Origin of the sequence: Nonomuraea sediminis (genome assembly GCF_018531495.1) — a bacterium.
In the GTDB taxonomy this organism is placed as follows: Bacteria; Actinomycetota; Actinomycetes; order Streptosporangiales; family Streptosporangiaceae; genus Nonomuraea; species Nonomuraea sediminis.
This window is the reverse complement of sequence record NZ_JAHDTI010000003.1, coordinates 379160-401502: the sequence shown is the minus strand read 5'-3', so window position 1 is coordinate 401502 and position 22343 is coordinate 379160. Positions and strand designations below refer to the sequence as shown.

Sequence of the window (22343 nt, the reverse complement as noted above, 5' to 3'; positions counted from 1 at the left end):
CGTGGAAACCCGTCCAGGTGCTTCACATGCGCCGTGACGGCGGGCAAGCGGCACCGACTCGCAGGAAGCGCCGGGCGCGGGTCGTCAGCACACGACGGCGGGCGGCCGGTGGGGTGGCCTGCCGTACAGAATCGTCTGTATAGCGTGGACGCGTGAATCGGTTGCTGATCGTTCATCACACCGCGTCGCCGACCACGCATGAGTTGTTCGAGCGGGTCCGCAGCGGCGCCCAGTGTGACGAGATCGAGGGCGTCGAGGTCGTCACCAGGGCGGCGCTCGGCGCCACCGTGCCCGACGTGCTGGCCGCCGACGGGCTGATCCTCGGGACCCCGGCCAACATCGGCTACATGTCGGGCGCGCTCAAGCACTTCTTCGACACCGTCTACTACCCGTGCCTGGAGGAGACCCGGCGCCTGCCGTACGGGCTCTACGTGCACGGCAACAACGACGTCGGGGGAGCGGTGCGGGCGGTGGAGTCGATCGCGGGCGGGCTCGGCTGGGAACGCGTGAGCGCGCCCGTCATGATCGTGGGCGCGCCCACCAAGGCCGATCTGGAGGCGTGCTGGGAGCTGGGCGCCACGCTGGCGGCGACGATCAGTCCTGGTTGAGGCGTTCGATCAGGTCCTCGACCTGGGAGCCGAGGTGGGACCCCCGTGCCCACCCGGCGTAGTGGGTCAGGAAGGCGACGACCTCGCGTAATTCGTCGGCGCTCAGCTCGCCCGCGCGCAACGCGGCGTCGAGCTGGACCTCCACCTGCTGGTCCAGGCCGCCGAGGCCGACCAGGAGCGCGATCAGGAGCAGGCGGCGATCCCTCACGGACAGGATGTCGCGCGCCCACACCTCGGCGAAGAGTCGTTCCGCCTTCATGCCGAAGGAGTCGTCCCAGCTGTTCATGATCTCCATTGCGGGTTTCGTCATCGGGCGCTCCCAGTACAAGCGGGCATCCCCCATATCCTTCGCTACTTCTCGAGCTGAACCAATGGGGGGTTGCACGAACGTTGTACGAGGGCGAACGTGTGGGTATGCGCGCGTTCGCGATCACCTTGGCGGCACTGCTCCTCGTGACCGCGTGCGGGGCGGACCGCGGTGAGGCTCCCGGCGCGGCGATCCCCCGCAACGAGGGCGGCAACGCCGATCTGCACGGCGTCTACATCCGCAACGCCTACGTGGCCGAAGGCGCGCTCTTCGCGGTGCTGATCAACGGCGGGCCCCAGCCCGACCAGCTTCGGCGCGACCTTGCAGATTCCGGTAAAGCCCCCGGCAAAGCTGATCTGTAACAACTAAGGCCAATGAATGGCCAAGATTTGGTCAAGATTTATCACCCGGCATCGGGCTCATTCTGCCTGAAAGCGGGCACAACAACTGCATTGGTCCGTATCGCGGAGGTAAGCCCTGGTGATAAAGACACGGGCTTGTGCTGCCGTCTTGGCGGCATTCTTTGCGCTGTCCGCATGCGGGCAGCCCAACTACACCTATGTCAAGGACAACGGCGGGACCACGTACTTCAAGGTCCCCTCCTCCTACACCCAGCTGGACGCCGATCCGCTGGAAGCCCTGCTGAGCGGCAACAACCCCGGATCCGCGGCGGCGGCGGAGCGTAAACAGCGGGTCTGGTCGACGGCGTTCGACCAGTCGACGCAGCCGCAGGTGCTGCACCTGTTCGGCTCCAACGACGCGTTCGTCTACGCGGCCGTGCACAAGCTGACGGACGAGGAGCGCGACTCCATGTCCCTCAACCAGATGCGCGACTTCATCCTGCCGGTGACGGAGCAGACGCGCTCGATGTACCTGAGCCAGTTCACCGGGACCGGGCGCCAGCCGCTGTTCACGAATTTCGAGTCCCTCGGCGACAAGGTGATCCAGCTCGACAAGGGCGCCCGGGGAGTGCGGACGCGCTTCAACTACGAGATCGGCGGTCAGGTCCAGACCTTCGACCAGACGGCCATCCTCGACGAGAAGGGCGCCACCGTCTCGATCCTGCTCTTCCGCTGCCAGTCGCAGTGCTTCCAGGCACGGGGCGGGGAGTTCGAAAAAATCATCGAATCCTTCAAGCTGCTCCGGCTGCCCGGATGAGGGGGCACCTTTGACCACCAACGTTCACCACGAGGGGCTGCGAGCCCCCGGCAGCGGGCCCTCTGATCCCGATGCCGTCACCAGGAAGAAGATGCAGCTCTGGGATCGCAGCAAGTTCCTGCTGGCGATCGTGCTGGCCTTCTTCGTGCTGACCTGGAAGGTGATGGCCGACTTCGCGGGGGTCGTCGGCTTCCCCGAGGCCATGCAGGCCATCGCGCGTGCCTACCCGTGGATCTTCTGGCTGCTCGGCGCGGAACTCGTACGGCAGTTGCACTTCTTCATCAGCGAGCGCTGGTCCGGCTACCACCGGTTCTGGAGCCAGAAGGTCTTCGGCGGGTTCGAGCGCTGGACGCACCGCAGGTTCGACGACTGGACCAGATACCGCATCTCGCGGGCCGTGAAGGTACTGTTCTTCGTCACGCTGCTGGCGCTGGTGCTGGGCGCGGTCAGCGGGGACAACCCGTTCGTGGCGCTGTTCACGGTGCCCTCGCTGGTCGTCCAGGCGCTGCCGTTCCTGGTGCAGATCGTCTTCCTGTTCTTCGTGGTCATCATCCAGTTCGTCGGCCTGTTCTGGTTCCTGTCCAGGGGCGGCGTGGAGACGTACTTCCCCGACGACATCAAGACCCGCTTCGCCGACGTGTGGGGACAGGACCACGTGGTCGAGCGCGTCAGGGAGAACATCGTCTTCCTGGAGCGGCCGGGCGAGATCGAGCAGCGCGGCGGCTACGTCCCCAGCGGCCTGCTGCTGTGGGGACCGCCCGGCACGGGCAAGACGCTGATGGCCGAGGCCGTGGCCGGTGAGACCGGCAAGCCGTACGTGTTCGTCGACCCTGGCGCGTTCACGAACATGTTCATGGGCGTCGGCATCATGAAGGTGAAGGCGCTGTTCAGGAAGCTGCGCAAGCTGGCGCTGCGCTACGGCGGCGTGATCGTCTTCTTCGACGAGGCCGACTCGCTCGGCAAGCGCGGCCGCCTGGCCCAGCAGGGCCCGCCCGGGCAGGGCGGCGGCTTCTCCGGCTGCCACGGGATGAGCTACCTGACGGAGGAGACCCGATCCCTGATCGCCTACAAGGCGCGACCACCGGTCGAGGAACCCGCCTCCAACCGGTTCTTCATGGGCGGCGGGATGAACGGCAGCGGCGACCCCGGCACGCTGCAGGCGCTGCTGACCGAGCTGTCCGGGTTGAAGAAGCCGCGCGGGTTCTTCAACCGGCTGGTGCGCAGGCTGCTCGGCATGCGGCCCAAGCCACCGCCCAAGTACCGCATCCTCGTCATGATGGCCACCAACCGGCCCGACGCGCTGGACGAGGCGCTGCTGCGGCCGGGCCGCATCGACCGCATCTACAAGGTCGGCTACCCGTCCAAGGCCGGCCGGATGCGCACCTACCAGGGCTACTTCGACAAGGTCGAGCACGAGCTGACCCTGGATCAGCTCGACCGCCTGGCCACGATCACCCCCTACGCCACGGGCGCCACGATCAAGGACCTGGTCAACGAGTCGCTGATCACCGCGATCCGCGACGGGCGCGAGGTCATCACCTGGTCCGACGTGCTGCGGGCCAAGCGGCTCAAGCAGCTGGGCCCGTCGGAGGACGTGGAGTACATCGAGCGGGAACGGCACGCGGTGGCCGTCCACGAGGCCTGCCACGCCGTGGTGGCCTACCGGACCCGCTTCCACCTGGAGATCGACATCGCCACGATCGAGAAGGGCGCCGACTACCTGGGCATGGTCGCCTCGATCAAGCCCGAGGACCAGTTCACCATGTGGAAGTCGGAGCACGAGGCCGACATCATGGTCTCGCTCGCCTCGCTGGCGGGGGAGCGGATGTTCTTCGGCGACGACAACTCCTCGGGCGTCTCCGGCGACCTGCACTCGGCCACCTACCTGACGGCCCTGATGGAGGCCTACTGGGGCATGGGCTCGGGCGTCACCTCGCTGCCCGCGCTGCAGGAGCTGGAGATCATGGGCGGCAAGTCGCTGCCCAAGCCGGGCGAGGAGCAGGGCAAGGACAAGCCGCGCGCCGGCCTGACGCCGCACGTGCTGGGCGAGCGCATCGAGTTCAACCTGGTGCGGCTGCTGGAGAAGACCGGCAAGCTGCTCGAGGAGTACCGCAGGGACGTGCTGTGCGTGGCGCACGCCCTGGAGACGCACAAGACGCTGAACGGCGACGACGTCGTGGCGATCATCGAGCAGACCCAGGGGCCCATGATCGACGGCACGGTCTACGCCTCCGAGGAGTTCTACCAGGAGCTGGAGGACTATCACACCGAGGCGGTGCGCGCGCACAACGAGCACAGCCGGGTCGAGCGCGATCTGCCCGGCGTGGTGATCGAGCCGGAGATCGTCGAGGCGGAGATCGCCGAGCCGGAGCCCAGCGTGCCCGCCGTGGTGAGCAACGGCAACGGCAGCGGCGGCAAGCCGGAGTTCGTCCCGTGGGCGCCGGAGCCGCTGTCCGTGCAGCTGCCGCCGCCGCCGCAGGCGGTCGCGCAGGAGAGGAAGAAGGGGCGCGGCGTCTGGGTGGTGCTGGGCAGCCTGCTCGGCCTGGTCGCGCTGGCCGCGGTGGCCGGGCTGTTCGTGTCCGGCATCGCCACGGTGCCGAACGTGGCCTCGCCCGGCTGGCTGCTGGTGCTGTTCGTGATCGTGGTCGCGGTGGTCGTGGGCACCGGGCTCGCGATCGTGGCCGTCAAGGGGGTCAGGGCCGCGCAGGTCAAGGCGGAACACGAACGCGACCAGGCCCACGCCCGCGCCCAGTTGCTGGCTGCGGCGATGGACCCGGACACGGCGATGCGCCTGCTCGGTTACGACGGCAACGGGAAGGACCCGAGGGCCTAGATCTCGACGTCCAACCGGCTGATCGGCTCGACGAGTTCCTCCTCCTCGTAGGCGAAGTGCGAGGACAGGGTCTCCGAGAGCCGGTCGACCTGGGCGCGGACCCGGTCGAGGTGGGCGGGGTCGCGGATCAGGTCGACGCAGGCCTCGTCCAGGCGGGTCAGCAGCTCGGCGATGACCTCGTGCTCCTGCTCCAGCTTCTTGATCACCGGCGCCAGCTCGCCGTCGCGCTGGAGCAGCGCGGGGAACATCGCCTCGTCCTCGATCGTGTGGTGCACGGTCACCAGCCGGCAGAACGTCGCGCAGAACGTGCCCAGCGTCCAGTAGTTCTGCCGCATGGTCAGCCGGTTGATCAGCGACCGCAGCGCGCTGCCGTCGAGCGCCCCGGCCGCGACCTGGTCGACCGCGTCGCGCACCTGCCGCAGCTCCTGCCGGTAGCCGTTGTGCACGTCCACCAGGTGCTGCCCGGCCTGCCGCTGCGCCGGGCTGAGCTCGGCCGGGTCGTGCTTGGGCGCGTGCGGCCGCGCGCCCTCGTCCAGATCGGTCACCCGTACGGCCGGCCGCTCGGGCCCCGCGGGCGCGGCGGTGCCACGCTCGGCCGCCACGGCCCGCCGTACCTCGGGGGCCACCTCCTCGGCGAAGACCCGCAGATCGCGCTCGGCGTCGAGGCCGGGAGCGAGGACGAAACCGCTCATGCCGACCGTGAGGACCAGCTCGGTCAGCTGCTCGGCCCACAGGCTCGGCGGCCCGTCCAGGAACCCGCCGCCGGCCAGCGGGGAGAAGCTGCCGCCGATGTTGTAGACCTTGCGGATCTCCGCGGGGTCGCGCCCGAGGTCGGCCGCGGCGGCGTCGATCACCTTGGCCTGGCGGGCGACCGCCTCGGGCGGGCTGTAGGCCGAGGAGGGCAGCCAGCCGTCGGCCATCCTGCCGGTCAGCTCCAGCATCCTGCGTTTGAGCGCGCCCACCCAGATCCCGATCCGGTGCGGCGGGAACGGCCCCGGCTGCGCGGCCTCCAGGCGGTGGTGGGTGCCGCGGAACGTCACGGGGTCACCAGGCGTCCACAGCTCGCGCAGCACCGTGATGGCCTCGGCCAGCGCGTTCACCGCCTCGCCGGGCGACAGCCGCGGCCCGCCCATCGAGGCGACCCCGTCCCAGAACGCGCCCGCGCCCACGCCGAGCTCGACCCGGCCGCCGCTGAGGATGTCCAGCGTGGCCGCGGCGCGCGCCAGCACGGCGGGCGGGCGCAGCGGCAGGTTGATCACATCGGGGACGAGCCGGATCCGCTCGGTGCGCTGCGCGATGGCCGACAGCAGCGTCCAGGTGTCCAGGAACGCCGGCTGGTAGGGGTGGTCCTGGATGCCGACCAGGTCGAGCCCGAGCTGCTCGGCCAGCGTGACGTGCCGCATCAGCCGTTCCCGGGCCGCAGCCTCGGGCGTCAGGAACGCCCCGAACCAAAGATCGTCCATTCCAGCAGGATCGCAGACAGCCTTTCGCGACGTCCAAGCAGGTATGCACCGTCTTGTGGTGATCGTCGCCCTCGCCGCCCTGCTGACCGGCTGCGCGCAGGAACGCGCGTGTACGGATATCGGCGCGTTCGCCGGTGTCGGGGTGACCCTGCAGCCCCCGCTCGCGGCCGGCGTGAGCAGGGCGGAGCTGGAGGTGTGCTGGGACGGCCGCTGCCGGCGCCCGGTGCTCGAACTCTTCCCCGCGCAGGCCGCAGGACAGCAGACCTGCACCGGCTCCGAGTGCTCGGCGAAGTCGACCCCGACCGGCGGCAAGTACGGCATGGCCGAGGTCCCCGGCCTGCCCAAGCGTCGCGTCCAGGTGACCCTGGCCCTGTTCGACGAGGCGAGCACGAAGCTGCTCGACAGGACGGTGGAGATCACGCCGGAAGGCCTCTTCCCGAACGGGCCCGAGTGCGGAGAGCTCGGGCCGCAGGGCAAGCTCGTGGTCGACGGTGTCGGGAATATCACGTCATAGTGGGTCCGTGTATGCCTCGCTGCCCGGGAAGGTGGCCGAGATCCGGGCGTTGCTGCTCAACCTGATCGACTCGCTCCCCGAGGGCGCGGCGCTGCCGTCGGAGCGGCGGCTGGCCGAGCGCTGGCACGTGGCCAGGATGACGCTGCGCAGGGCCGTCGACGAGCTCGTGCTGGAGGACCTGCTGGTGCGCAGGCGCGGCAGCGGCACCTACACCACCAGCCCGAAGCTGGCCAAGCGCCTGGCCATGGTGTCCTTCTCCGAGAGCATCCGGCGCCGCGGCATGACGCCCTCCACGCGGATGCTGGAGTTCCGCACGCTGAAGGCGGAGCGCGCGCTGGCCGGGCGGCTGCGGATCCCCGTCGGTGACCCGGTGATCTCCTTCGCACGGCTGAGGCTGGCCGACGACGAGCCGATGGTGGTCGAGCGGACCGTCGTGCCCGGCGCCTACGTGCCGGGGTTGGCGGAGGAGCACCTGGAGGGCTCGCTCTACGAGCTGCTGGCCTCCCGCTACGGCGCCGAAGTGGTCAGCGGCACCAGCAAGCTGGAGCCGGTGATGCCCGACCAGAGGACCGCCGGCTGGCTCGGCATCCCGGTCACCCAGCCCTGCATCGCCTTCAGCGGCATCAGCCTGGACCGCCGCGAACGGGTCTGCGAGTACACCACCGGCATCTACCGCGGCGACCGCTACGCCTTCACCGCCGAGCTCCGCACCGGTACTCTCTAATTAGACGTCACACCTAATAGCTGGAGCCGTCATGGTGGAGGTCGTCCGCATCAACCGCAGGCAGCGGCTGCGTGCCCTGTTCACCTCCCAGCAGGTCCTCGAACGCTTCGGCATGATCAACGACAGGTCAGCGGGGCTGGTGCGGATCGAGGCGGGCCGCATCGGCTACTACGTGGCCTGGGCGCCGGAGCACCTGGAGCGGATCCTCGTCACCCACCAGCACGTCTACGCCAAGTCCGAGCAGTACCGGCTGCTGTCGCTGGTCGTCGGCGACGGCCTGCTCACCAGCGAGGGGGAGCGGTGGGCGGCGCAGCGCCGGCTCATCCAGCCCATGTTCGCCAAGCGCCACCTGGGCCGCTTCGCCGAGCACATGACGGCCGCGATCGCCGACTTCCTCGACACGCTGCCCGCCCGCCCCGCCGAGCTCGACGCCGCGACCGCGATGAACCGCCTCACGCTCGACGTCGTCGGCCGCGCCCTGTTCGGCACCGAACTGTCCGCCGAGGCCGCCAGGCTCGGGCCCGTCCTGACGACGGGCCTGCGGGCGGGCGTCCGCGTCTCGCGGCTGCAACTGCTGTTCAACCCGCCGCCCTGGCTGCTGGACAAGGCCCCCGCACTGGTACGGCGGGCCCCGGCGTGGACCCCTGGGCTGCGCTGGATCCACGACGTGCTCGACACCACCGACGAGGTCGTGGAAGGCATCATCGACCGGCACCCCGAGGGCTCCGACGACCTGCTGGGCCTGCTGCTCGCGGTCCGCGACCCGGAGACGGGCGCGCCGATGGACCGGCGGCAGATCCGCGACGAGCTGATGACGTTCCTGCTGGCCGGGCACGAGACCACCGCCAACGGCCTGGCCTGGCTCTGGTACCTGCTCGCGCTGCACCCGCAGACGCGCGAGCGGGTGTACGCCGAGGTCGACGAGGTGCTCGGCGGCCGCACGCCCACCGCGGACGACGCGGAGAAGCTGGTGTGGACCGCCGCCGCCTTCCAGGAGGCGTTGCGGCTCTACCCGCCCGCCTGGTCGATCGTCAGGAAGACCGTCGAACCCGACATCCTGGACGGCCGCCGGATCCCGGCAGGCACCAACGTGGTCATCCCCGTCTACCTCGCCCATCGCAACCCGCGGCTGTGGCAGGACCCCGACCGGTTCGACCCCGAGCGCTTCCTGCCCGGCGCCACCCATCCGCGCTTCGCCTACCTGCCCTTCGGCGGCGGGCGGCGGATCTGCGTGGGGGCCGGGTTCGCCGTCATGGAGGCCACCCTGATCATCGCGATGATCGCTCAGCGCTTCCGGCTGGACCTGCGGCCGGGCGCGGAGGTGGTGCCCGAGGCGACCGTGACGCTGCGCCCTCGGCACGGCGTGCCGATGACCCTGATCCCGCGCGAAGTGGTCTGACCCGCTTCTCCCCCGGCACGCGGGCGAATTGGTCTAGTCAGGTTTCTTTACGGCAGGCGCCGCCGAGCCCCACAGTAGGGGCCGGCGATCCGTGAGGAGGCTGTGGTGCACGGAACGACCACGTGAACCGGCACGTCGCCGTCGATGGCGGACAGTCCGCGCTGCGGCTGCGGGTCCTGCCCGAGGGCCGCACGGGCGCCGGCCCCGGGTACGCCCACGCCGGTGGTGTGCCCGCCATCGTCGAGGCCGTACGGCAGGCCGCCCGCTCGGCCGGGCTGCGCGGCCCGGTCGGCGTGGCATGCCTCGGGTTGACCGGGTACCCCGGCACGGTCGAGGGCCTGGCGTCGCTCGCCTCCGGCGTGGCCAAGGTCCTGCGCGCAGCCGAAGTCCGGATATCTGAGGACATGGTGACCGCGCACGCGGGCGCGCTGCCCGGCGGGTCCGGCGTCGTGCTGGCGGCGGGCACCGGGGTGGTGTGCCTGGCCGTCTCCCGGTCCGGCGCCTTCATGAAGGTCGACGGCGGCGGCTACCTCTTCGGCGACGCGGGCAGCGCCTTCGCCATCGGCCGCGCCGGGCTCGCCGCCGTCCAGCGCTCCCGCGACGGCCGCGGGCCCCGGACGCTGCTCGCCGCGCCCGGGCTCGACCCCGCCGCGCTGTACGGCTCGCCCACGCTGGTGGACGACGTGGCCCGCTTCGCGCCCCGGGTGTTCGAGGCCGCAGCCGAAGGCGACCCGGTAGCGACCGGCATCGTCCGCGCCGCCGCTGCCGACCTGGCCGAGACGGTCACCACAGCCGCCCGCTGGCTCGCCACCACCACGCACACCGAGACGGCCACCACTGTGCACGCCGAGGCGGCCGCAACCGCGTATGCCAAGGCGGCCGCCACCGCCACCGCCGAGGTTGTGCCCGTCGCCCTCACCGGTGGCCTCTTCACGGCGGGCCAGGCCCTGCTCGACCCCTTCAGAGCCGCCCTGGACACTTCTGTCGAGCTGGTCGCGGCGGCCGGGAGCCCGCTGGACGGCGCGGCGCGGCTCGCCACCGGGCCGCCGGGCCCCTACGCCGACCTCATCTCCGTCCACCGCTTCCCAACCCCAGCCACCCCCCACGAAACCGGGACCGATGACCTCGCATGACCATCCCGCCAAGGCCTACCTGACCGCAGGAGCACTCCCATGACCGCCGAGGCCTACCTGACCGAGGGAGCACTCCCATGACCTGCCTGACCGCAGGGGCACTCCCGTGAGCGCCGAGGCCTACCTGACCGCCGCCACCTCGATCGCCGCCCGGGTCGTCGGCACGCAGTTGGAGGCCATCAAGGAGGCGGGCGAGCGGCTCGCCGACGCGCTGGCCTCCGGCGGGCGGCTGTGGGTGTTCGGCACCGGGCACTCGCACCTGCTGGCCGAGGAGCTGTACGCCAGGGCGGGCGGGCTCGCCGACGTGCGGGCCGTACTGGAGCCCGCGCTGATGCTGCACGAGGGCCCGCACAAGAGCTCCGCGCTCGAGCGGCTGACCGGGCTCGCCGAGATCCTGGTCGAGGATCGCGGCATCGCCGCAGGAGACGTGGTGATCGTGGCGTCCAACTCGGGCCGGAACGCCGTTCCCGTCGAGTTCGCCGCCTGCTGCGTGGCGCGGGGCGCCTACGTGATCGCGGTGACCTCGCTCGCGCACACCCGGTCCGTGCCGTCCCGCGTGCCCAGCGGGCACAAGCTCGCCGACGTGGCCTCCCTCGTGATCGACAACTGCGGCGTGCCGGGGGACGCCGTGCTGCCGGGCGACCCGCCCTACGGCGCCACCTCGACCGTCGCCGGGACGCTCATCGTGCAGGCGATCGCCTGCGAGGCCGTGTCGCGTATGCCCGCGCCGCGCGTGCTGAGGAGCTTCAACGTCGACAGCTGAAGGAGGTGCGGGCGTGCTGCTGGCCGCCGCATCGCTCGACGTCACGCCCCCTGCCGGTCACCCGCTCGACGGGTACGCCGCCCGCGAGGGCGTCGCCGACGGCGCCGCCGATCCGCTGCGTGCCACGATCGTCTGGCTGAGTACGGCCGGCGATCCCGGCGTGGCGTGGCTGTGCCTGGACGCGGTCGCCGTGTCCACGGACCTGGCGCGCCGGCTGGCCGGGGCCGTGCCGGGAGTGCCTGACGAGCGGGTGGTGGTGTGCGCCTCGCACACCCACTCGGGACCGTCGGGGTGGTCGGGGTCGATCCATCCCTTCCTGCCCGCCGTACGGTCTCCCGAACTGGTCGAGGCGCTGGTCGCGGCCGTCGAGGGCGTGGTGCTCGAGCGGCGGCGGGTGCGGGCGCTGTGGTGCTCGCCCGACGCGCCCGGCGTCGGCGCCAACCGGCACCGCCCCGACGGGCCGCACGACACCTCCGCCGGGGTGCTCGCGCTCCACGGTCCCGAGGGGGTCGAGGCGCTGCTCGTCGACTACGCCTGTCACCCCACGGTGCTCGGCCCGGACAACCTGTCCTGGTCGGCCGACTGGCCCGGCGCCGCCCGCCGCTCGCTGCCCGGCGTCGTCGCCTTCCTGCAGGGCGCCGCCGGCGACGTCAGCCCCCGTTTCGTACGGCGAGGCCGCGACACCACCGAGGCCACCCGCCTGGGCGACCTCCTGGCCACCCCCATCCTGCGAGCCCTACCCACCGCCCAACCACTCCCTGCCCCGGACCCGAGGACCAGACAGGACCCCGTGGCCCCGCCAACCGCCCGTCCGCTCTCCAATCCGGCCCCGAGGAGCAGGCAAGACACGGTGGCGTTGCCCGCCGTGCGGGCAGTCTCTGATCCGGAGCCGAGGATCGGGCAGGACTCCGGGGCGTTGCCCGCTGCGCGGCCAGTCTCTGATCCGGGTCCGGGGATCGGGCAAGGCGGGGTGGTGTTGCCCGCCGTACCGTTCTCTGATTCTGGGCCGAGGATCAGGCGGGGCACGGTGGCGTTGCCGGTGCGGGGTTTTCCCGGGCGGGGTGAGGTCGAGGTGAGGCTGGCGGAGGCGCGGGAGGCGGTGGGGCGGGATCCTTGTGACCGGGTGGCGCAGTCGGTGGTCGAGGGGGCGCGGGGGCTGGCCGCCCTGGGCGAGGCCGCGCTGCCTCCGGTGATGGAGCTGCCGATCAGCGTGGTGCGGCTGGGCGGGGTCGCGTGGGCGCACGTGCCCGTCGAGCTGTTCACGACGCTCGCCGCGCAGATCAAGGAACGCAGCCCGTTCCCCGTCACGCGGGTCGTCGGCTACACCGACGGCTACTTCGGATATGTCGCTGATGCCGCCGCGCATGCCGTGGGCGGCTACGAGGCGCTCATGAGCTACTTCGAGGCCGCCACCGGTGAGCTGCTGGTCGAGGCCGTACTCGACCTCCTGCGGAGGGAGTTCGACCTCCTCCTGAGGGAATTCGACAACGCACGGTGACTCGGCCCCGCTCGGCCACGTTCACGCAGGGGCGTTACAGCGGGGGAGCGTCATCGCCGGAGGAGCGTCTCCCTGGAAGAACATCTGTAGCTTGTGGACGAAACCTCGATGATCGTTTCATCGCTGATCGGGGGGTTGCCTCGTATCTGACCTGCGGAAATGCTGCCGGTGGCGCAGAACGATGTCTCACAGAGTCTCACTATGACTCACCATGGATCACTGTTCGCGGGCCACGTACGGGCCAAGCTAATGGGCACATATCCGCAGGTCAGAGCCTCATGTTGGCGGGGGTCTAACAACACTGAAACGGACGTGAGGGTGTTGACGGATCGTTGCGGTGGTGCTGATCTCGTGGGCAAGATCACGGTCCGGGGGCCATTACGCTGGTCCGCCAATGGAGGAGGGGCGTCGCCCCTGCCCTCAGCACTTCCCTCCTGGCCCCGGGAGCGTGATCTTGGTGGGTCTCGCGAGATTGGCTCCGAAACGATCCGACCACGCCCGTCACTAGCAGCAGGACCGCAAGGGGGCTAGGGCCACAAGCCGGTCAGCGACAGGCAGGCCCTTCACCTGCCATCGACGGGTGAAGGGCCTGTGGTCATGCCCGGACGTGCGCGGCGCGCCGGGCTAGGGGCAGCGTAGTTGTTCGAGGTAGTGTCCTGGCCCGAGCGTCGCCAGGGCGGTCAGCCGTTCGGCCAGCAGCGGATGCACCGGCAGGTCGGCGGCGGCTGGGGCGGTCAGGGACCAGGCGTCCACTTCGCTGGTTTGCAGGGTGATGGCGTCCAGGTCGGCATCGGTCAGGGTGCGAGTGGCGAACAGCAAGGCCAGGCGGTCCCGCCGGTTACCGGGGATCCAGGACGCGATCAGGAACTCGCGGGCGGGAAGGTCCAGGCCGGTCTCCTCGTGAGCCTCGCGTTCGGCCGCCTGCCGGGGGCTCTCACCGGGCCGGATTCGGCCGCCGGGCAGTTGCCAGCGGCTGTGATCGCGGGCGGTGCGCAGGATGAGCCACCGGCCGAGCTGGTGGAAGGGCAGCAAGTGCGCGGTGACAGCGCACCCAGTCGGCTGATCCGTGACCGCGAGCGGAACGGGCAAGTCAGTGCTCATCTGTGCGGCTCATTTGCGAGTGGCGATGATCAGGTGGCGGGCCCCCTGATGCAGCAGGTCGGCGGCCACCCGTGAGCCGAGAGTGGCCGGATCGGAGGCATCGCCCCAGAGATGCCCACGCACGAATTGCGAGCCGTCGCGGTTGAACACCATTCCGAACAGTGACATATGCCCATCGGGGGTGGTGGAGGCATAACCAGCGATCGGGGAGTTGCAGTGGCCGCGCAGCATATGGAGCATCGTGCGCTCGGCCAGGATGTGAGCGGCGGTCGCGGGGTGGTTGAGTTCGTCGAGCAGCCGCATGATCGGGCTGTCAGCAGTGCGGGCCTGGATACCGATCACGCCCGCGCCAACGGCGGGCACCATGGACACGATGCGGTCGCTGGCCGGATGGAACTCCAGTGGTAGCACCTCGATGTGCCGGTCTAGTGCGTCGATGCGGCCCAGTCCGGCTCGGGCCAGGATGAGCGCTGCATAGGTGGTGTCCTCGTCCAGTTTGGCGAGACGGCTGTTGACGTTGCCACGGATGCGTTCGCTGCGCAGGTCCGGCCGGTGCATGTGGAGCTGAGCGCGCCGCCGTACCGAGCTGGTGCCAATGACCGAACCGGGCGGGAGGTCGGTCAGGCGGGTGCCATCGCGGGTGACCACGACGTCATGGACGTCCTCGCGTTCGAGATAAGCGCCGAACGCGGTCCCATCCGGAAGAGGGATGTCACCGGGCACGTCTTTCATGCAGTGCACGGCGATATCGACCTGTGCCGTCATCAGGGCGCGCTCGATTTCCTTCGTGTAGTTGCCTTTGCCGCCGAGCTCGGCCAAGTCGCCGGGCCACAGGTCGGCGCTGGTGGTCATCGGCACCAGTTCGACCTCCAGGCCGGGAACGCGCTTGCGGATCCGGTCGCGCACGTCGCCTGCCTGATACAGGGCCATGGGTGAGCTGCGGGTTCCAATCCGCAGCGGCCGGTCGGCGAAGGTGTCGCTAATGAGGTCGATCAGGGCGTCACTCATGATGGGTCTTCCTGTCGGTCAAGGTCGAGAGCGAGGATGCCCGCGACGAGTTCCGTCCATGTCCGCAACGTGAGTGGATAGGGACCTCGGGCGGTCTCCTCAAAGCTGCCGTCAGCGGCGCGGCGGCGTACGAAGTACCGTCGAGTCTCGTACTGTCCAGCCTCGGAGCATAGGACGTATGCCTCGCAGCAGGATTCCTCCACTACGCACACGACTCCGCGCGGAGTGGACGGCTGCCAGTGGTCCATCGTCATCACCTTGGCTCACGAACCGCTGAGACCTGTTCCTGAACGTCGGTGGCGACGACAAGGGTGGCGTTGGCGGCGTCGGCATGTGTCAGGTCAGCCCAGACGACGCGGTGGCCGCCTGCGAGGAGCTGAGTGCCATGGCGGATCGCGAGGGCGGCCACGAGGCCCAGACCGCGTCCCGTTTGCTGCATGGAGCCCTGCGTCAGCGGCGTGAACCGGGGCTCGGGGTACGTCGTTCCTGGGTCGATCACTTCCAGCCGGACAAAGTCATCGGCCAAGCCGAGTCGGACCTTGACCCACTCGCGCTGCACCCCCGCCGGGACATGCCGCACGACGTTGGTCACCAGCTCGCTGACGACCAGCATGGCATTCGACAGCAGGACCGGGTCGGCGTCGGCCATCCATAGCCGGATCGCCTGGCGGGCATGGCGAGGCGTCTTGGCGCTGCGCCGAAGCGTCGCATCCAGCCATCTGGCGACGTCCGGCATCTGCGCGGTCACGGTCTGTACTGGCACGAAATCACCGACTTATACGAGATTGTTTTCCACGATCCCGAGACACGCACGCTGTCTTTTCTGCTGTGTCGGTTCCCCAGCATGAACACTCACGCCACCGGTCGATACGTCAATCTCGCGAAACCTGGCCGACAAAGAAATACGCCGCTGTTGTATTGATTGTCGCCATGACGTCGCAGTATGGTCGCCAGCAGTGAAGACCTCCAGTTCACGACCATGGAGACACCATGGAAACTAGCCCTGGTGATCAGACCTCCCCCCGTGCGCAATTCGCCCATGACCTGGCCGAATACCGCAAAACTGCCAAGATGACACAGGCCGCGCTAGCTGTTCGCCTGCGTTGTCACGAATCCCTCATCAGTCATATCGAGACCGGCCGACGCGCCCCCACTATCGACATCGCTGAGGAAGCCGACCGAACTTTCGGGCTAGACGGACATTTCGTCGCCCTGTTCACGAAGATCGCCCAGTCGCCCTCGCTCGGCTGGTTTGCCCGCTGGGTGGAGGAGATCGAACCTCGCGCAGTCATCCTGCAATCGTGGGACCCGCTACTGATCCCGGGCATCCTGCAAACCCCGGACTACGCCCGCGCGATCTTCGAGACGACTTCCACCCCTGGCCGCGTCGATGAGCGAGTTGAGGCCCGTACCCGCCGCATCGCGGTCTTCGACGGCCCGCATCCACCGACCTTCATAGCGCTCATCGACGAAGGCGTTCTGAATCGGCCCATCGGCAGCGTCGACATCCTGGCAGCTCAACTGCGCTACCTGCTGGAACTGGCCCAGCATCCACGCATAACTGTCCAGTGCGTACCTATCGCGGCCGGTTGCGCCCCCGGCATGATGAGCGCATTCGCATTGGCACGGTTACGCGACGGCTCCGAAGTCGTCTCCGCTGACTCGGTCCTGTCCGGCCAGGTGACTGCCGACCATGAAGCCGTCGCACGCCTCAAGCAAAGGTATGACAGCATCAGATCGGATGCCCAGCCAAAAAGCGTTACGCACCAGGCGATAGAGGATGCGATCAGGAAATGGACCAGGTAAACCTCGACGAAGCCGAGTGGCGCAAGTCCACTGCCAGCGGCGACAACGGGCAGTGCGTGGAAGTCGCCACGAACCTGCCCGGCATCGTCGCCGTCCGCGACAGCAAGAACCCCCAGGGCCCCGCACTGATCTTCACACCAGGAGAGTGGAAGGCGTTCCTCACCGGCGCGGGCAAGGGCGAGTTCGACATCTGACGATGCCGCCCACGACGGCCCCTGCCCTCCCGAGTAAGCGACACCGTTGGTGAAGTAGATCAAAAAGCAGCGGCCTCGTGATCACGTCTGTGATCATGGGGCCGCTATTGTCGTTCTTGCTCGCGGATGGAGTTGTGGGTGTCGCTGCGTTCGACTGATCCAGATCAGATCCCGGCGGCCACCCTGGCGGTGGCTCGGGCGGCATTCCCGAAGGGCAGCCTGGCGATCCGTATCCAAGATGCATTGGGTGTCCTGTTCCATGACGAGACCTTCGCCGCGGCGTTCTCCACCCGTGGCCGCCCGGCGCTGTCCCCGGCTCGGCTGGCGCTGGTGTCGATCCTGCAGTTCGGCGAGGGACTGTCCGACCGGCAGGCGGCCGAGGCCGTGCAAGGCTTTGGCCTGCGCAGATCCCGCTACCGCGGGACCGCCAAGACCCACCTCCAGCACCTCCTCATCGCCGCAGCGATGAACCTCACCAGACTCGACGCATGGCTCACCGGAACGCGGCTGGCTCCAACCCGCACTTCGCACTTCGCCGCCTTACGCCCTGCGGCGTGACCGAATGGTCGGCGCGTAGAAGAAGTGCAGCGGTTCACTCTTACGGTGAGCGCCGCAAACCAGGAGAATCGGTGCCCGGCGTGATCTTTTCAGCGGGTTGGTGCTCGTGGTGGTGGATGCCGTCGTGAGCAAGTTCGGTTGATCAATCACTCCAAACTTCGTGGACGTCTGTCGGACACTCTGCGACCATCGCACGGTGACGGACGAAGCCGATCGCCAGACGTCGTTCCCCATCAGTCCGAAGCATGTGCGCTTTGTCGAGTTGTCGAGCACCGCGATGTCCGCTCTGCTCGATGGGGATCTGCCCACAGCCAGCAACACGGCTGGGGTCGCTCTGACTGAGTACTTCGTGACAGACAGAGCACGGTGGCTGTGGCGGATTCGGATCGACCAGATGGCCGCCGACCCCCACCACGCACCGTGGATAGCGCGGCAAGCGGTAACCGGGCCCGAAGGTGTCGTCATCGGTCATGCCGGCTTTCACGGACCGCCCGATGAGGCGGGCATGGTAGAGATCGGCTACGCGGTCGCTCCTGACTTCCGTCGCCAGGGGTACGGCCGAGCCATCCTGATCGAGTTGCTGCGCCGGGCCGCGGCCGAACCGGCGGTCAAGACCGTACGGGCGACGATCAGTCCCGACAATGTGGCGTCCCTGGCCACGATCGCCGGCTTCGGCTTCGTCAAGGTCGGAGAAGACTGGGACGAAGAGGACGGTCTCGGACTCATCTTTGAAGTTCCTGCCAACCGCAGCTGCTAGATGCAAACCATCCTCGTTCCGAGCCCTGCCCTCATTCTGTTGCTTTCAGCAGTGAAGCTGGCTCGGCATACAGCTCCTAACACGGGAAAGGCCCCGTGATCACTGATGTTGATCACGGGGCCTTTCCCGTTCGATCTACTTCGCCAACAGCGTCCCCGAGTAAGCGGGGCGGGGGCCGCCGCTATGTCCGGGTATATGCGGCTCGGTGTGGCTCATCTGTGTACGGATCTCCCGGAGCTATGGCCGGTATGGGGTCGGGGAGCAGAATCCGCAAAGACGAACTTGGGCTCGCATGGGCTCGTCTGCGTGCCGATCCGTGCGCTACGGGCCGGTATGGGGTCGGGAGCGTGGGGGCCGGCGGCATGACCGAAGGTCACCCGTAGGGCGAACGAAGTGAGTGCAGCCGGCCCGCACGCGGCGGAAAGATGATCACGATCGGTTCCCGCGGCTCCGGCCGTGCGACCACTAGTGCCGGATCAGGCAACGTTTGCACTGTTGTGATGTGACGCGCCGTCCGGGTGCTGTGCCAGGCGGCTGTGACTCAACGCTTCAGTTGACGTGCCTCGCCAACTGAAGCGCTCAAGAGAAAGGCCCCGTCAGGAGCTCCATGGCGGACAGGTTCTGAACTGCCACAACTCCCTCGTGCCAGGCGAAAGGTGTGGATAGGTTGACGGGTGTGGACACCGAATGGACCTGGGCGCACTACAGTGACGACAATCCGTTCTCCGCACCGCTGAGCACCGGCGAGGACTACCCCACCGAGGCGGAGGCCAGACAGGCGCTCGCCCGCTACATCGCCGCGCTCGGCTCGCCGCACACCGAGGAGGCACTTCAGCAGCTGCGCTCTGCACCGACGGATCAAAACGCCGTCCTCGTCGTCCCGGACGCCTGGTTCACCACTCGGTTCGCCGGAATCCCTTACGACGAGGCCTCGAGGCAGAGCCCTGACGGGCAGCCCGCCGGGTCCGAAGGCTCGCCGGGGGCGGGCTTCGGCAGCCGTGGCGAGGCCGAAGCGCTCCGGCTGATCGAGTCCGGCAGGGCGCGTATCAGGCCCAAGGACGTGCCCGTACCGATGCGGGTCGAGGGCTACCTGATCGGCCTGTGCGGCGCCGCAGGTTTCCTGATGACCGGAACCGGCATCACGGCATGGGCCCAGCCGGAGAACAATGTGGCCAGCCCCATCCTCGTGTTTCCCGGCCTTGTCCTGTTCTTCGGTGCCTTCTGGTGGACGTCGAACTGGCGCCGCCGCGCCGTCGCCCACTTCGCCCGTGCGGGTCGCGCGGAGCAGCATGAGTAGGGTCGGAGGCTGGCACGGTGCACCCGCCTCGCCACCTACCGTGCTTCGTCCCGCCAGATGCCGCGTCCATTCCCCAACTGAGGCGCTCAGCACAGCGGCGCGTGACGGTCACCCTGTCCGGGTGGCGATACGAGTTCAGGTCCGTGAGATCGATGATGACGAGAGGCGAAGCTGATCACGGCCAATCCGCTGATCGGGGTCAAGAGTCAGCGCCGTCCCGCCGACGACACGGTCTCGCCGGTCGTGGTGCCCACGCTCGACCAGGCGCGGCGCATCATCTGGGCTGTGCGCGACCTGGACTACATGCCCGCCAACGCCGACCGGGGGCGCATCCTGTTCGCCTTCTTCTGCGTCATGCTCTACTGCGGGCTGCGCCCCGCAGAGGCCGTAGCGCTCAAGGTCGACAACTGCCACCTACCGGTGCGGGGCTGGGGCAAGCTCACCCTGACCAGCTCCGCCCCAGAGGTCGGCGAACTGTGGACCGACGACGGCCAGCGCTATGAGCAGCGCGGGCTCAAACACCGTGACCCCAAGGCCGTCCGGGTGGTGCCGATTCCGCCCGACCTGGTCAAAATCCTCCGCCTGCACCTGATGGACTTCGCTCCGGCTGCGGACTGGTGGTTGTTCTACGACGGACCGGATCACGCCTTCCTCAAGGGCCAGATGTACCGCCGTGTCTGGGACCGGGCCCGTAAGGCGGCCCTGAGCGGGGCCGAGTACGCCTCACCGCTGGCCCGACGCGTCTACACCCTGCGCCACTTCAACGCCTCCACACTCCTCCAGGCGGGCCTGGACACCGCAGACGTAGCCCGGCGACTCGGCCACTCCATCCAAACCTTGCTGACCATCTACGCCCACTGGATCGACACCGGCGAAGAACGCGCCAACGCGCTGATCGATGCCGTACTCGCCCGCGAGACTCGCCCGTTCAACGCTCTGACCAGCACAAACGAACCCGGATCTCGCGGGCCAGCCACGGGCCAACCCGCCGCAGAACTCCGCGCAACCGCGTGAAACCCCAGGTCAACCCCCGACCAGCCCAACACCGATGTTCTCCCTGGACAGGGCCCGGCCATGTGCGGCGGGTGGCGGTGGTGTGGCCTGCCGTACGGCCGAGCCGCCGTCACCCGCCGCGAGGGGTCACTTGCTGACGAGCAGTTCGTGGTCGATCTCCACGAACTCCACGATCAGCTCCGCGAACCTGCCCGCGATCAGCTCCTGGTAGGCCGGGGAGCCGGTGTGCGCGTCGTAGGCCGCCTGATCGGCGAAGTGCTCGACGAACAGCAGGTAGTCCGGGTTCGCGGGATCCCGGTAGACCCGGAACGACAGCGTGCCCGGCTCCTGCTCGGGCCCCTTCGGCGCGAACTCCTCGACCACGGCCTCCGCCTCGGCCTGCTTGCCGGGCTTGAGCTTGATGGGAAACACCTTGGCGAGCATGCGTACTCCTTCTCGAACGTGTTTTCTCGCTTCGCGACACCAAACCTTCCCCGCCCGCCCACCCCGCTGTCTCGCCACATCCGGACAACCGCGGACCAGTAAGGAGCCGAACGAAGTGCGAATTTAGGAAAATCAAGATCGACATCTTGAAAGTTAAGGATTGGCCGGGTACAACTTTAGATATGACAGAGCAGGCGATGGACTGGCAGGAACTCACGAACCTGACCCGGGGCCAGCCGTTCGTCGTCGAGCGGGTGCGCCTGGCAGGCAACGGCGTCGCGATCGAGGGCGAGTTCGAGCTGCCGCAACTGGCTCAGCTCAGCGTCGAGGACCAGGTCTTCGTCACGGCGTTCGTACGTTGCCACGGTTCCATCAAGCAGATGGAACGGATCTTCGGGGTGAGCTACCCGACGATCAAAGCACGGCTGAACCGGGTAGCGCAGATGCTCGACTTCGTCGAGACCGATCCGGCGCCGTCGCGGGCCGACATCGTCGATCGGTTGCGCCGCGGCGAGATCACCGCGCAGCAGGCCTTGTCCGAACTGGAGGGCCGCACATGATGCCGCAGTTGGTGACCGTCGGGGTCACACGCCCGGACCGTCGTCGCATCCGGGTCTGGGTCCCGGTAGTGCCAGTCGTCCTGGTGCTGTCACCGGTGGTGGTCCTGGCCGTCCTGGGGGCGGTCGTGGCCTGCCACCTGTACCGCATCGACGTGGTGCGGGCACTGGGCACCGGCTGGCGCATCGTCTGCGCGTTGCCCGGCACCCGAGTCGACATGGAGTACAGCCGTACGGCCGTGCTCGTCGCCATCCGATAGGAGAGGCCGCGATGAACGAACAGCGCAAGGACATCCTCGACCTGCTGGCCGAGGGCAGGATCACCGCGGAGGAGGCGGAGCAGCTCCTCACCGCACTCGAACGGAACCAGCCACCGGCGGCGGCCAGCCCCGCTGCCCGGCCGAAGGGCAAAGCGAAGTACCTGCGGGTGGTGATGGAGTTCCTCGAGGAGGGCGAGTCGCAGCGGCTCAACGTGCGCGTGCCGCTGCAGCTGCTGCGGGCCGGTGTACAGCTGGCGGCCCTGATCCCGCCGCAGGCGCTGGAGCGGGCCAACGCCGAGCTGAGCAGGTCGGGCGTGCCGTTCGACCTGACGCAGCTCAAGCCCGAACACCTCGAGCCGCTGGTGGAGCATCTCGACGAGACGGTCGTGGAGCTCGAGCAGACCGACGGCTACTTGCGGGTCTTCTGCGAGTAGGCGCCGTCCAGTTGGACGGCGCTGGAACATTCTCTCGAGTTCGCGCCCGCTGGAGCGGAGCGCGGCGAGCGGAACCCCGATCCGCGAAGTCGTCGGGGAGGACCCTGCGGAGTTTCTTCGGAACTACCCGGAGGGTCAGTGGATCAGCCGGGAGCGGGAACGGCTGACCAACACCATTGATCACGTCACGAGCGACAACCGTGACGAAAGAGAACGGCCTATCCGGTCCAGGGGCCCGCCATCCACGTGTGCTCGCGACCGTACGCATGACGTTCCGGGCGCCCTTGGCGGGGGCTGACACGGAAGAACCGGTGCGAACTGTAGCGGCGAGCAGCAGCAGGTCAGAGACGGGTTCGCTGGATTTTCGCGGCTACTAGGCCCCCTGAGGCGGTGTCGTGTCAGCACGGCAACGGCCCGATGTCAGCGCGGTCGGTGATGGTGGGCGCCATGGGGTGTTCAGCGATTGTGGTCGCCGGTGCTCCCGCCGCGTCGGCGATGGCGAAGCCGGAGGTCGAGATCTCCGGCGGGCTGCGG

Annotated in this window: 25 protein-coding genes; 19 read left to right on the top strand and 6 right to left on the bottom strand. The window is 68.7% G+C overall.

What is annotated here, in order from left to right:
- Nucleotides 1-152 precede the first annotated feature (152 nt).
- Entirely contained in the window at nt 153-608 is a 456-nt protein-coding gene (locus KIK09_RS15960; RefSeq protein WP_214319989.1) for a flavodoxin family protein, read from the top strand.
- On the opposite strand, the gene KIK09_RS15955 is transcribed toward KIK09_RS15960, so the two are convergent.
- Nucleotides 595-918, bottom strand: coding sequence for a carboxymuconolactone decarboxylase family protein (locus KIK09_RS15955; RefSeq protein WP_250573202.1), 324 nt, complete (start codon nt 916-918; stop codon nt 595-597). The genes KIK09_RS15960 and KIK09_RS15955 overlap by 14 nt on opposite strands.
- Before the next feature lie 104 nt (nt 919-1022).
- Between KIK09_RS15955 and KIK09_RS15950 the strand changes: the two genes are divergently transcribed.
- The 3 genes from KIK09_RS15950 (at nt 1023) to KIK09_RS15940 (ending at nt 4906) form a co-directional block, all read left to right on the top strand.
- Complete coding sequence (locus tag KIK09_RS15950) at nt 1023-1277, top strand: hypothetical protein (RefSeq protein ID WP_214319987.1); 255 nt, start codon at nt 1023-1025, stop codon at nt 1275-1277.
- 148 nt (nt 1278-1425) lie between these two features.
- Nucleotides 1426-2073: a hypothetical protein gene (locus KIK09_RS15945; protein ID WP_214319986.1), complete on the top strand. Its 648-nt coding sequence runs from the start codon at nt 1426-1428 to the stop codon at nt 2071-2073.
- A gap of 10 nt (nt 2074-2083) precedes the next feature.
- Nucleotides 2084-4906 (top strand): AAA family ATPase, encoded by a 2823-nt coding sequence (locus KIK09_RS15940; RefSeq protein WP_214319985.1) that lies wholly within the window; start codon nt 2084-2086, stop codon nt 4904-4906.
- Here the strand turns inward: KIK09_RS15940 and KIK09_RS15935 are convergent.
- Nucleotides 4903-6369 carry an LLM class flavin-dependent oxidoreductase gene (locus KIK09_RS15935; RefSeq protein ID WP_214319984.1) on the bottom strand — a complete coding sequence of 489 codons (1467 nt, stop codon included), beginning with the start codon at nt 6367-6369 and terminating at the stop codon, nt 4903-4905. The two genes, KIK09_RS15940 and KIK09_RS15935, sit on opposite strands and share 4 nt — an antisense overlap.
- A gap of 43 nt (nt 6370-6412) precedes the next feature.
- Between KIK09_RS15935 and KIK09_RS15930 the strand changes: the two genes are divergently transcribed.
- The 6 genes from KIK09_RS15930 (at nt 6413) to KIK09_RS15905 (ending at nt 12400) form a co-directional block, all read left to right on the top strand.
- A complete protein-coding gene (locus tag KIK09_RS15930) occupies nt 6413-6883 on the top strand; it encodes a hypothetical protein (RefSeq protein ID WP_214319983.1) in 471 nt (156 codons plus the stop codon).
- A 7-nt stretch (nt 6884-6890) separates the two neighbouring features.
- A complete protein-coding gene (locus KIK09_RS15925; protein WP_214319982.1) occupies nt 6891-7607 on the top strand; it encodes a GntR family transcriptional regulator in 717 nt (238 codons plus the stop codon).
- 31 nt (nt 7608-7638) lie between these two features.
- Entirely contained in the window at nt 7639-9006 is a 1368-nt protein-coding gene (locus KIK09_RS15920) for a cytochrome P450 (protein WP_214319981.1), read from the top strand.
- A gap of 122 nt (nt 9007-9128) precedes the next feature.
- A complete protein-coding gene (locus KIK09_RS15915) occupies nt 9129-10139 on the top strand; it encodes an N-acetylglucosamine kinase (RefSeq protein ID WP_214319980.1) in 1011 nt (336 codons plus the stop codon).
- Nucleotides 10140-10245: 106 nt separating this feature from the next.
- Nucleotides 10246-10902, top strand: coding sequence for a sugar isomerase domain-containing protein (locus KIK09_RS15910; RefSeq protein WP_214319979.1), 657 nt, complete (start codon nt 10246-10248; stop codon nt 10900-10902).
- Between the two features lie 13 nt (nt 10903-10915).
- Nucleotides 10916-12400: a hypothetical protein gene (locus KIK09_RS15905; RefSeq protein ID WP_214319978.1), complete on the top strand. Its 1485-nt coding sequence runs from the start codon at nt 10916-10918 to the stop codon at nt 12398-12400.
- 624 nt (nt 12401-13024) lie between these two features.
- Here the strand turns inward: KIK09_RS15905 and KIK09_RS15900 are convergent.
- The 3 genes from KIK09_RS15900 to KIK09_RS15890 form a co-directional block, all read right to left on the bottom strand.
- Nucleotides 13025-13501 (bottom strand): NUDIX domain-containing protein, encoded by a 477-nt coding sequence (locus KIK09_RS15900; protein WP_214319977.1) that lies wholly within the window; start codon nt 13499-13501, stop codon nt 13025-13027.
- A gap of 9 nt (nt 13502-13510) precedes the next feature.
- The gene (hemC, locus tag KIK09_RS15895; protein ID WP_214319976.1) at nt 13511-14509 is read right to left on the bottom strand and encodes a hydroxymethylbilane synthase; all 999 of its coding nucleotides are present in this window, start codon (nt 14507-14509) and stop codon (nt 13511-13513) included.
- 253 nt (nt 14510-14762) lie between these two features.
- On the bottom strand, nt 14763-15257 hold the full coding sequence (locus KIK09_RS15890) for an ATP-binding protein (RefSeq protein WP_214319975.1): 495 nt from the start codon (nt 15255-15257) through the stop codon (nt 14763-14765).
- Between the two features lie 242 nt (nt 15258-15499).
- Here KIK09_RS15890 and KIK09_RS15885 point away from each other — a divergent pair, with 242 nt between their 5' ends.
- From KIK09_RS15885 to KIK09_RS15860, 6 genes are all read left to right on the top strand, one after another.
- Nucleotides 15500-16315 (top strand): helix-turn-helix domain-containing protein, encoded by an 816-nt coding sequence (locus tag KIK09_RS15885; RefSeq protein WP_214319974.1) that lies wholly within the window; start codon nt 15500-15502, stop codon nt 16313-16315.
- Complete coding sequence (locus tag KIK09_RS15880; RefSeq protein ID WP_214319973.1) at nt 16303-16509, top strand: DUF397 domain-containing protein; 207 nt, start codon at nt 16303-16305, stop codon at nt 16507-16509. Before KIK09_RS15885 ends, KIK09_RS15880 begins: the two co-directional genes overlap by 13 nt.
- Nucleotides 16510-16635: 126 nt before the next feature.
- Nucleotides 16636-17067: a transposase gene (locus KIK09_RS59155; protein WP_275956146.1), complete on the top strand. Its 432-nt coding sequence runs from the start codon at nt 16636-16638 to the stop codon at nt 17065-17067.
- 196 nt (nt 17068-17263) lie between these two features.
- On the top strand, nt 17264-17824 hold the full coding sequence (locus KIK09_RS15870; protein ID WP_214319971.1) for a GNAT family N-acetyltransferase: 561 nt from the start codon (nt 17264-17266) through the stop codon (nt 17822-17824).
- 676 nt (nt 17825-18500) lie between these two features.
- Complete coding sequence (locus KIK09_RS15865) at nt 18501-19121, top strand: hypothetical protein (protein ID WP_214319970.1); 621 nt, start codon at nt 18501-18503, stop codon at nt 19119-19121.
- 243 nt (nt 19122-19364) lie between these two features.
- Complete coding sequence (locus KIK09_RS15860; RefSeq protein WP_214319969.1) at nt 19365-20135, top strand: site-specific integrase; 771 nt, start codon at nt 19365-19367, stop codon at nt 20133-20135.
- Nucleotides 20136-20261: 126 nt separating this feature from the next.
- On the opposite strand, the gene KIK09_RS15855 is transcribed toward KIK09_RS15860, so the two are convergent.
- Nucleotides 20262-20558 carry a putative quinol monooxygenase gene (locus KIK09_RS15855; RefSeq protein WP_214319968.1) on the bottom strand — a complete coding sequence of 99 codons (297 nt, stop codon included), beginning with the start codon at nt 20556-20558 and terminating at the stop codon, nt 20262-20264.
- A gap of 182 nt (nt 20559-20740) precedes the next feature.
- Between KIK09_RS15855 and KIK09_RS15850 the strand changes: the two genes are divergently transcribed.
- The 3 genes from KIK09_RS15850 (at nt 20741) to KIK09_RS15840 (ending at nt 21809) form a co-directional block, all read left to right on the top strand.
- Nucleotides 20741-21118 (top strand): DUF2089 domain-containing protein, encoded by a 378-nt coding sequence (locus KIK09_RS15850; protein ID WP_214319967.1) that lies wholly within the window; start codon nt 20741-20743, stop codon nt 21116-21118.
- A 68-nt stretch (nt 21119-21186) separates the two neighbouring features.
- Nucleotides 21187-21375 (top strand): hypothetical protein, encoded by a 189-nt coding sequence (locus KIK09_RS15845; RefSeq protein ID WP_214319966.1) that lies wholly within the window; start codon nt 21187-21189, stop codon nt 21373-21375.
- A gap of 11 nt (nt 21376-21386) precedes the next feature.
- The gene (locus KIK09_RS15840; RefSeq protein WP_214319965.1) at nt 21387-21809 is read left to right on the top strand and encodes an SHOCT-like domain-containing protein; all 423 of its coding nucleotides are present in this window, start codon (nt 21387-21389) and stop codon (nt 21807-21809) included.
- The last annotated feature ends 534 nt before the right edge of the window (nt 21810-22343 follow it).

What these genes read in the sequence shown, in the direction of transcription:
- hemC (WP_214319976.1), bottom strand. Translation starts at nt 14,509, where the DNA reads ATGAGTGACGCCCTGATCGACCTCATTAGCGACACCTTCGCCGACCGG.
- KIK09_RS15840 (WP_214319965.1), top strand. Translation starts at nt 21,387, where the DNA reads ATGAACGAACAGCGCAAGGACATCCTCGACCTGCTGGCCGAGGGCAGG.
- KIK09_RS15950 (WP_214319987.1), top strand. Translation starts at nt 1,023, where the DNA reads ATGCGCGCGTTCGCGATCACCTTGGCGGCACTGCTCCTCGTGACCGCG.
- KIK09_RS15930 (WP_214319983.1), top strand. Translation starts at nt 6,413, where the DNA reads ATGCACCGTCTTGTGGTGATCGTCGCCCTCGCCGCCCTGCTGACCGGC.
- KIK09_RS15850 (WP_214319967.1), top strand. Translation starts at nt 20,741, where the DNA reads ATGACAGAGCAGGCGATGGACTGGCAGGAACTCACGAACCTGACCCGG.
- KIK09_RS15920 (WP_214319981.1), top strand. Translation starts at nt 7,639, where the DNA reads ATGGTGGAGGTCGTCCGCATCAACCGCAGGCAGCGGCTGCGTGCCCTG.
- KIK09_RS15955 (WP_250573202.1), bottom strand. Translation starts at nt 918, where the DNA reads ATGACGAAACCCGCAATGGAGATCATGAACAGCTGGGACGACTCCTTC.
- KIK09_RS15880 (WP_214319973.1), top strand. Translation starts at nt 16,303, where the DNA reads ATGGACCAGGTAAACCTCGACGAAGCCGAGTGGCGCAAGTCCACTGCC.
- KIK09_RS59155 (WP_275956146.1), top strand. Translation starts at nt 16,636, where the DNA reads ATGGAGTTGTGGGTGTCGCTGCGTTCGACTGATCCAGATCAGATCCCG.
- KIK09_RS15855 (WP_214319968.1), bottom strand. Translation starts at nt 20,558, where the DNA reads ATGCTCGCCAAGGTGTTTCCCATCAAGCTCAAGCCCGGCAAGCAGGCC.
- KIK09_RS15885 (WP_214319974.1), top strand. Translation starts at nt 15,500, where the DNA reads ATGGAAACTAGCCCTGGTGATCAGACCTCCCCCCGTGCGCAATTCGCC.
- KIK09_RS15935 (WP_214319984.1), bottom strand. Translation starts at nt 6,369, where the DNA reads ATGGACGATCTTTGGTTCGGGGCGTTCCTGACGCCCGAGGCTGCGGCC.
- KIK09_RS15900 (WP_214319977.1), bottom strand. Translation starts at nt 13,501, where the DNA reads ATGAGCACTGACTTGCCCGTTCCGCTCGCGGTCACGGATCAGCCGACT.